This window comes from Anaerolineae bacterium (assembly GCA_016931895.1).
Taxonomy (GTDB): Bacteria; Chloroflexota; Anaerolineae; order 4572-78; family J111; genus JAFGNV01.
The window spans coordinates 1-8,853 of sequence record JAFGDY010000196.1; the positions used below are offsets into that span (position 1 = coordinate 1).

An 8,853-nucleotide genomic window follows, 5' to 3' on the forward strand; every position below is an offset into this window, starting at 1 on the left:
AATAAGAAATTGCACAACATATAGGGCACCAAGATCGTATAAAAGCCCTGCATTTAGTAGGTTTTGCTTATTCAGGAACAACTCTAAAGAATAAAAATTAATTAACTGGTGCAGGTCATTGCGAGGGAGCCAGACCCTAAAAAAGGTCTCAGAGACCTTTAGGGTCTTCAATCCTACAAAGACAATCTATGTCATTAGTAGCGACGCAATCCCCCTTTGCGAGCCGGAGATTGCGGCAATCTTTGACTGCTTCGCCGTTTTTCTTTGCAATGACAAATGCCCAATTCATAAAAATCCCGTTTTTTTAGCTCATAAAATGGCCGGTCATTAACCGGCCTGGGGATGCTCGTTGCAGCAGCTTTTTAATAATGGGCTTCACTCCTCAACCATACTCCAAGTAATCACTACCACACCACAAGCATACAGGTAAATTGGGAGATAAACAACCCCAAAATTTGGTAGTTTTGGCCCGGTTAATCTTGGACAATGGTACTAGGACTTATGGGCTATCCCGATAGTGGGGGAGTAAAATTTACCGCTTTCATTCTCAACCAAAAAACGGCAAAACCTCTCTTTTGTGAGAAAAAACTATCCCGATGAAGCAAATTTTTTCTTCACCGGGATAGTATGTTTAAGACAGGAGACTAACCCCCTGATCCAACCGCTATAGATGTTCAGATTCCTAATCTCTAATTCCTGATTCCTAACTCCTAATTCCGACCTGGCAGGGTCTTCATTACTCTTTGGCCAAGTGTAACACAAAATTGGCCGCTATTTCTCGCTCTTCCCAGCCCAGCTTTTTATAAAATCCTCGTTGGTAAGATTCCCGGTTGCGCATATTGAGCAGCATCAAGCGGGAGCAGCCTCGCGCCTGGGCTTCTTGTTTTACCATCTCCAGCAATTTGGTGCCAATGCCCCGGCCCCGTTCAAGTGCGGGGATGAATAACTCGGATACGTACCCTTCCGGTCCGGGCAGGAGTAAGTAAGGCAGCCAATGCACGGTGGTGTAGCCCACCACCTCTCCCCCGAGTTTTTCGGCCACGTAGGCCGAATGGCTGTTGTTGGCCACATAAAGCTTGAGGTAATTGCGGATACGCTGTTCGGTAGTGGCCGCCGGTTCCGCCTGGAAACGGGCCAGCCACTCCAACCCCCGCAAGATTTTGGCAATGGCCGGGGCATCCTCTACCGTGGCCGGGCGAATTTTTATTTCCATATTTTCCTTACCTTTAAATTGCTGTTTCCGGCTGGCCGTACCCGCCGCCGCCTGGCGTTTCGATGCGCAACACATCTCCCCTTTTGCCCGCCAGCGTGGTTTTGCCGGGCAGTGCTGACACCTGGCCGTTGCGCAAAAGCAGGTTGCGCCCCGGCCGGCCGGCTTTGCCGCCGGCTAAGCCGTAAGGGGCCAAGTCGCGCCGTTCGGTGAGCAGGGTGATCTGGGCCGGGTGCAGCAGTTCCACTTCCCGGCGCAACCCGTTGCCGCCCGGCTGCCGGCCCGCCCCCCCGGAGCCGCGCCTAATTTCGTAACGCCGCACCCGGAACGGGTAGGCGTATTCCAACGCTTCAATGGGGGTGTTGAGCGTATTGGTCATGTGGCACTGAATAGCATCCGCCCCCGGCCACTCTAATCCGGCCCCCATCCCCCCGCCAATGGTTTCGTAGTAGGTGTAGGGCCGGTTCCGTTCCGGGTCCCAGCCGCCGATCATTAAATTATTCATGGTGCCTTGCGCCGCGGCCGGCACTCGCTCCGGCCTGGCCTGGGCCAATGCCCCCAGGAGCACGTCAACAATTCGCTGAGAAGTCTCCACATTTCCCCCGGCTACCGCCGCCGGAGGCCGGGCATTGACCACCGTTCCCTCCGGCGCAATCACCGCCAAAGGGGCCAGGCAACCGCTATTGGCCGGGATGTCCAGCCCAATCAGCGCCCGAAACACATACAACACCGCCGACAACGTAACCGCATAAACTGTATTCACGCTTCCTTTTACTTGCGCGGCGCTGCCGCTAAAATCCACCTCCGCCTCATCGCCCTTGATGGTGATGGTTACGGCAATCTTTACCGGCTGCGGCTCAATGCCGTCGCCGTCCAAAAAATCCTCAAAATAATACCGGCCATCCGGCAGGTTGGCAATGAGCCGGCGGGTCATCCGTTCGGCATATTCCAGGAGACCGGCCATATAACGCTGCACCTCAACCCGGCCGTAAACGTTGACCACTTCTATAAAGCGGTTCACGCCTTTACGGTTGGCCGCCAGTTGCGCCCGCAGGTCGCCCGCCCGTTCTTCGGGCGTGCGCACGTTGGCCAGCAGCAATTCCATCAGGCTGTGGTTGACCTGCCCCTTTTCCATTAACTTTAGCGGCGGAATAACCAGGCCCTCTTGAAAAATCTCCTGCGATAGCGGCATAGAGCCGGGCGACATGCCACCCACGTCGGCATGGTGGGCGCGGCTGGCCACAAAACCCAGGGCAGTTTCTTTTGCGGCGAGGTCAGAATGAAAGATGGGGGTGATCATGGTTATGTCCGGCAGGTGGCTGCCGCCGCGGAAAGGGTCGTTTAGCATCACCACGTCGCCAGGGGCAAAATCCACGCGCTCAATGGCGGCGGCCACGGAAACGGGCATTGCGCCCAGATGGACCGGAATGTGGGCGGCCTGGGCAATCATGTGGCCCTGGGCGTCAAATAGGGCGCAGGAGAAGTCGAGCCGTTCTTTGATGTTGGGCGAGTAAGCCGTGCGCCGCAGCGCCATGCCCATTTCTTCGGCAATAGAAGCAAAACGATTTTTAAAAACTTCAAGCAGAATGGGATCATATTTTTTCATGGCAACTTTTTCTTTTGAATTAATGGAGCAACGCGCGAGGCGTATTGCGGCTAAGGCGGGTGCGGAGGAAGGTGGTTGTAATGCGCCATACGCCGGCCAACCGTCAGGGTTGGGCCGTATCGCGCATTACGCTCTGTCCCCTGTTGGGTGATACCCGTTTTCTGGATATTGGGGGAATACGTTGATGATTAAATTTTTGTGTTCATCCATAACTGCTTCATCACCCGCCTCAATAAAGATGGTTGTATCGGGGTGGATGATCACCGCCGGGCCGGAAAATTGGCAGCCCGGTTGCAGCCTTTGGCCGTCAAAAAAAGGAATCTCGGCCACGTCACCGGCCAGCACTACCGGCCGGCGTTCCAGCAGGGCCGGTGTGGGATCGCTTGGGCCTAAGGCAAAGGGCGTCAACGGAGGGGGCGAAAGGTGTCCGGTGGCGCGGACGCGCACGTTGACAATTTCCACCGGCATGCTGGAGTCGCTATAGCCATAAGCGTAGGCATGGGCGGCATGAAAATCGCCAACAAAATCGGGCGTCAGCGGCGTCATCAACTCGTAAGATTGGCCCTGGTAGCGCATGTCCAGCCGCCGCTCAATGACGATGTTTGCCGGGGAGATACCTTCGGCCATGATGTCGGCCTGGCCTTGCGCCACCAGCGGGGCCAGCAACGCCTCGACCTCGTCAAAAGCAGTATCGCCGGGCCGCATCACCGTGCGCACATAATCTTTCACCACGTCCGCTGCCAGCATGCCAAAAGCCGATAGGGTAGCGGCGTTGGGCGGAATCAGCAGCCGGGGAATATTCAAGCCCCGGGCCAGGGTGGCGGCATGCAGCCCCCCGGCGCCGCCAAAAGAAACCAGGGTGAAGTCGCGGGGGTCGTGCCCGCGCTGCACCGAGATAACGCGCAGGGCGCGCTCCATGTGGGCGTTGACCACGTCAATCACGCCCAGGGCGGCGGTTTGGGCCAGAGTCAGGCCAGGGCGAGGGGATAGTTTGGCCGCTTGGGCCAACTCAAGCAGCGTTGCCTCGGCCGCGGCTACGTTTAGGGCCATGTGGCCGCCCAGAAAATGATCGGCCGGGAGGCGGCCCAGAATCAGGTTGGCGTCGGTGACGGTGGGTTGCTGCCCGCCCCGGCCGTAACAAACCGGGCCGGGGTCGGCCCCGGCGCTCTGGGGGCCAACGCGCAACGCGCCGCCGGCGTCCACGTAGGCAATGGAGCCGCCCCCGGAACCGACCGTGTTAATGTCAATCACCGGCACGCGGATGGGCATGCCCCCAATTTCCGACTCGGTTGTGATTTGAATGTCGCCGGTGCAGAGGGAAACATCGGTGGAGGTGCCGCCCATGTCAAAGGTGAGCAATTGCTCAGAGCCGGCGGCAGCGGCCACGTAGCGGGCGCCCACCACGCCGCCCGCCGGGCCGGAAAGAACACAGCGCACCGCCTCGCGGCGGGCCTGGGCCAGGCCAATGCTGCCGCCGTTGGATTGCATTACCCGGAAATCGCTAACGCCGCTCTCGCGTTCCAGCCGGGCCAGGTAACGGTCCATTACCGGCGAAACGTAGGCATTGACCACGGTGGTGCTGGTGCGTTCATACTCTCTAAACTCAGGCAGCACCTCGTTAGAAGCCGAAACAAAAAAGCCGGCCTGGCGCAGGCGGGCGGCAATGGTGTTTTCGTGTTCTGGATATAAAAAGGAAAAAAGCAAACTCACGGCCACAGAGCTAACTCTGGCTGCGGTCAATTGTCCAATGAGGGTTTCAAACGCGGTTAAATCAAGCGGCTGGATGGGATGGCCGCAATGGTCAACCCGCTCCGGCACTTCAAAGCGCAATTCCGGCGGCACCAGGGCGGGCAGGCGGCGGCTGAACAAATCGTAAATGTCGGGCCGGTTTTGGCGACCAATCTCCAGCAAATCCCGGAAACCTTCGGTGGTGATCAGGGCGGTAATGGCCCCTTTACGCTCCAGCAGGGTGTTGGTGGCTACGGTAGAACCGTGCACAATGGAGATTTTGGCCGGGCGCGTGGCCGTTGGCGCTTCTTCAACTTTGCCCAGGAGCAGTTGGCGATTGGCCACTTGGGCCAACACCGCTTCAGCCGGGTCGTGCGGGGTGGAGAGGATTTTGTGGGTTTGGAATGTGCCCGTTGTGTCGTTAAATAAAACAAAATCGGTAAAGGTGCCGCCAATGTCAATGCCAATGCGCATCGCTAAATTACACCTGCCCCTTATCAGGGTCAATAATAAAGAAACGCCCTATGGTAATCCTGGTTTGCGACTACGACAGGACGTTGGGGGTTTTGAAAAAAATCTTGCCGCTGGCCATAGAATTTTTGGCCAATGAGCAAAAAATCTGTTACCCGGAGAGACCGGAAAAACCTCAACGTTTTATAGAGAAACAACCAAAAATCTCCCTGTTTCTCCGGGTATTCTTTGGATTACACCGGGTTTTTATTTGGTTTTGGCCTGTCCGGGTCAGGTTACTACCACCGAATTGTCGCCATCAACGTTGTTGGGCACATATTTGTCGGCGGCTTCGTCGTTGTGCCATTCGCTGCCGTTAACAAAGTAGCGGAATTGGTACTCTCGCCCCTGGGGTAATTCCAGGGTGGTTTTCCAAACCCCTTTCATTTTTTTGAGGGGGTTGACGCTAGGCTGCCAATTGTTGAACTCGCCGGCCAGACCAACCTCTTTGGCCTCAATGCCTTCTGGCAGTTGGAAGGTGACTTTACAGGTTTTTTTAGCTTTGAAGAACTTTTTGCTTAACATTGTTCCTCCCAAAATATTTTTGTAATAATGTTGATTACACCCAATAGTAATGATGGTAACTTAAAGCCCGGTCTTTGGCAAATTTTTGTTGTTGGTCTAACCCACGCAGGCAAACAACGGCTTACGGAATCCCGGCTTGAGGTGCATTGGTTCAACCGGCGTTTTAGTCGGCCCCCCAAATCTTCATTGATAGAGCCGGGAATCATTTTGACTTATTCCTGGTTTTAACCCATACTTACCGGAATAATCAAATTGGAACAAATTTATGTCTAACGAATTAAGCCTCTCAGAACCCCGTTTTAGCCGTTATCATCACTTAATGGTGATCATCTCGTTTTTGATCATTGCCGTTTTATTGCTTTTTCCCCCGGTGACGGTTTTGGATAAAACCCATGCGGTGGGCTACGCCATTTGCCACCAAATTCCCGGCAGAACCATTCACATTGACGGCCATCCCCTGCCCTTGTGCGCCCGCTGTACGGGCATCTATTTGGGCGCGTTACTGGGGCTGGTTGGCCTGACTCTGTTCAGGCGATACCGGGCGGTGGGTTTACCCGCTCTGCCGGTGTTGCTGACGTTGATTGGTTTTATTATGGTGATGGGCATTGACGGCCTCAACTCCTATCTCTCGCTCTTTCCCAAAGCGCCGTATCTTTACGAGCCGCACAATTGGTTGCGGTTGACCACCGGCACGTTTCATGGTTTGGCCATGAGCGTGATTGTTTTTCCCGTGATCAACGGGGCCTTGTGGCGGGCCAGTGAAACTAAAGACGAGCCGGTTATGCAAAACTTTAAAGATTTACTGCCTTACCTGGGCGGCGCGGTTATCATTATCCTCATTGTGCTCTGGCAGCATCCGCTGCTGCTCTACCCCCTGGCTATTTTAAGCACCGGCGGCGTGATGTTGATGTTGGGCATTGTAAACACCATGTTTGTGTTGATTATTACCCGGCGTGAAGGTTACGCCCGCACCTGGCACGATATTGTGTTGCCGCTGACGATGGGCCTGGCCCTTGCCTTTTTGATGATTGGCGGGATGGATTGGCTGCGGGCTTCGTTGACCAGGGCGGTGGGGATACCATTTTAAACCAATCCTCTCGAAACCTTATTTCAAACATCATCCCCCCAAGGTACCAGGACTAATAGCACATTGCCCTCTCTGGTAAGCTAATACTACAATTAAAAGTAAGCTGGTGAGGCCCAGCCTCCCGGCGAGGCCCAGCCTCCCGGTGAGGCACAGCCTCCCATAGTCAACCTAATTTGGTTATAGCGATGCACCACGAGAGAATATTAAAATCAACCATCCAACTCTTCATCAAGGCCTTCATTATCGGAGTATTGGTGAATTTGAGTTTGCAGCATGTAGCCGGGCAATCCTTACAGGCCGATGAAAGCCCCGGTACAACCTACCGGCAAGAGATTCTCAAACAGGCGCCAGGCCACTCCAAACTTCAGTTTTCAGATCAGCCGGGAGATTAGACACGCTATACCCACCCCCGCAATCTGGCAGCTTCCGCCACTCGCTCAACCGCAACCAGATACGCAGCCAGGCGATTGTGCACCTGCTTTGTTTGGGCCATCTGATGCACGGCATGGAAAGCGGCGGTCATCTTTTCGTCTAACCGCTGGCAAACCATTTCCAGAGGCCAGTAGTAGTTGTAAGCGTTCTGGACCTGCTCAAAGTAGCTCACCGTTACCCCTCCGGCGTTACACAAAAAATCGGGAATAACATATACGCCCTGATTGTGGAGGATTTTATCGGCCTCCGGGGTGGTGGGGCCATTGGCCAGTTCGGCCACAATTTTGGCTTTGACCCTGGCGGCATTTTTTTCGGTAATAGCGTTCTCCAGGGCGGCGGGGAAGAGAACGGTGGCCTCAAATTCCAGCAACGCTTCATTACTCAAGGCCGTTGTGCCCGGCATATCTAGCACGGCCCCGGTTTTCTGTTTATGCCGCACAGTCTGCTCAAAGTCAAGCCCATCCCCGTTGTAGATGCCCCCCTTGGAGTCGGATACGGCCACAACTTTCATCCCCAGGATTTCCTCGGCCAACTGGTGCGCAAATTGACCGGCGTTGCCGTACCCCTGGATAACGGCAGTTTTTTCTGCCAGGACAATCCCTAACACTTTGGCCGCCTCGCGGGTGGTGTAAATCCCTCCCCGCGCGGTAGCGTCGCCTCGGCCGGCAGAGCCGCCCAAGGGCAGGGGTTTGCCGGTAATCATGCCCGGCGCCATGTGCCCCCGGATGGTGCTGTATTCGTCCATCATCCAGGCCATGATTTGGGGATTGGTGTAAACGTCGGGCGCAGGGACATCGGTTTTTTCGCCCAAAATTTTCCACACCGCGCGAATGTAACCTCGCGCCAGCCGTTCCTGTTCGGTGGGCGACAGTTCTTTGGGGCTGCATGTTACCCCTCCCTTACCGCCGCCCAAAGGAATATCAACAACGGCCGTTTTCCACGTCATCCAGGCGGCCAGAGCCTTGACCGTGTCAATTGTTTCGTCGGGATGCCAGCGCAGGCCGCCCTTGCAGGGGCCGCGGGCATCATTGTACTGCACCCGGTAGCCTTTGAACACTCTCACGCTGCCGTCATCCATCCGCACCGGAATAGTGACCGTCAGTTCGCGCATCGGCTCGCGCAGCAAAGCGTGCGTGGCCGGGTCCAAACCCAAAATAGCGGCAGCCTCGTCAAGTTGCTGTTGAGCAATAGCAAAGGGATTGTTGGTTGACATTATAGCTTTCCTTTCTAATAGTAGAACGGTTGATTTTACAAAGGCAATATGCCCTAAATACAAAAAGGCGAACACACTTCACATGTGGTTCGCCTCAGTTGCAAAGTTTCAATCCAACCTGATACCTCCTTGTATCGAATCGGCTTGATTTAACTCAAAAGATAGGGGTATTATGCCCCAATGATAATGATTGTCAAAATTACAAAACTAAATTTTGTAGAATTTTGAGCGATACAGCTAAAAAACTACAGTTTTATTTTGTTTATACCAAAATATTTTATAGATTAATCGCCATTCATTAAAAAATTAACATGATTCGTAACTACTCAGGCATATCATTTCGACCGAAGGGAGAAATCTTCTTGCGCTTTCTGTTAACCAATTTTTTTGGATTTAATTTGCCAAATCTGCCTCTTTTTAACCATCCAAATCAAGGAGATTCCTCGTTATCGCTACTAAGAAACTGCCGGTAGGCCGGGGGGCTTGGGGGGTGCCCCCCCATTCGTTTCTTTTCCGGTTGAATAAGGCCCCGGCCTTATGGA

The 8,853-nt window shown here is 54.4% G+C and carries 7 protein-coding genes; 2 read left to right on the forward strand and 5 right to left on the reverse strand.

The features are described 5' to 3' along the window. Positions 1-736 precede the first annotated feature (736 nt). The 4 genes from JW953_14280 to JW953_14295 form a co-directional block, all read right to left on the reverse strand. Positions 737-1,213: a GNAT family N-acetyltransferase gene (locus JW953_14280; GenBank protein MBN1993863.1), complete on the reverse strand. Its 477-nt coding sequence runs from the start codon at positions 1,211-1,213 to the stop codon at positions 737-739. A gap of 13 nt (positions 1,214-1,226) precedes the next feature. Further along, entirely contained in the window at positions 1,227-2,816 is a 1,590-nt protein-coding gene (locus JW953_14285; protein ID MBN1993864.1) for a hydantoinase B/oxoprolinase family protein, read from the reverse strand. A 126-nt stretch (positions 2,817-2,942) separates the two neighbouring features. Next, complete coding sequence (locus tag JW953_14290) at positions 2,943-5,018, reverse strand: hydantoinase/oxoprolinase family protein (GenBank protein ID MBN1993865.1); 2,076 nt, start codon at positions 5,016-5,018, stop codon at positions 2,943-2,945. A 267-nt stretch (positions 5,019-5,285) separates the two neighbouring features. Next, the gene (locus JW953_14295) at positions 5,286-5,579 is read right to left on the reverse strand and encodes an isoamylase early set domain-containing protein (GenBank protein MBN1993866.1); all 294 of its coding nucleotides are present in this window, start codon (positions 5,577-5,579) and stop codon (positions 5,286-5,288) included. A 265-nt stretch (positions 5,580-5,844) separates the two neighbouring features. Here JW953_14295 and JW953_14300 point away from each other — a divergent pair, with 265 nt between their 5' ends. Next, a complete protein-coding gene (locus JW953_14300) occupies positions 5,845-6,666 on the forward strand; it encodes a DUF2085 domain-containing protein (GenBank protein MBN1993867.1) in 822 nt (273 codons plus the stop codon). A 185-nt stretch (positions 6,667-6,851) separates the two neighbouring features. Continuing rightward, positions 6,852-7,058 (forward strand): hypothetical protein, encoded by a 207-nt coding sequence (locus tag JW953_14305; GenBank protein MBN1993868.1) that lies wholly within the window; start codon positions 6,852-6,854, stop codon positions 7,056-7,058. A 5-nt stretch (positions 7,059-7,063) separates the two neighbouring features. On the opposite strand, the gene JW953_14310 is transcribed toward JW953_14305, so the two are convergent. After that, a complete protein-coding gene (locus JW953_14310; GenBank protein MBN1993869.1) occupies positions 7,064-8,311 on the reverse strand; it encodes a Glu/Leu/Phe/Val dehydrogenase in 1,248 nt (415 codons plus the stop codon). Positions 8,312-8,853 lie beyond the last annotated feature (542 nt).

Excerpts from the sequence above, each read along its gene's own strand:
- JW953_14290 (MBN1993865.1), bottom strand. The coding sequence starts at position 5,018 with ATGCGCATTGGCATTGACATTGGCGGCACCTTTACCGATTTTGTTTTA.
- JW953_14305 (MBN1993868.1), top strand. The coding sequence starts at position 6,852 with ATGCACCACGAGAGAATATTAAAATCAACCATCCAACTCTTCATCAAG.
- JW953_14295 (MBN1993866.1), bottom strand. The coding sequence starts at position 5,579 with ATGTTAAGCAAAAAGTTCTTCAAAGCTAAAAAAACCTGTAAAGTCACC.
- JW953_14310 (MBN1993869.1), bottom strand. The coding sequence starts at position 8,311 with ATGTCAACCAACAATCCCTTTGCTATTGCTCAACAGCAACTTGACGAG.
- JW953_14300 (MBN1993867.1), top strand. The coding sequence starts at position 5,845 with ATGTCTAACGAATTAAGCCTCTCAGAACCCCGTTTTAGCCGTTATCAT.
- JW953_14280 (MBN1993863.1), bottom strand. The coding sequence starts at position 1,213 with ATGGAAATAAAAATTCGCCCGGCCACGGTAGAGGATGCCCCGGCCATT.
- JW953_14285 (MBN1993864.1), bottom strand. The coding sequence starts at position 2,816 with ATGAAAAAATATGATCCCATTCTGCTTGAAGTTTTTAAAAATCGTTTT.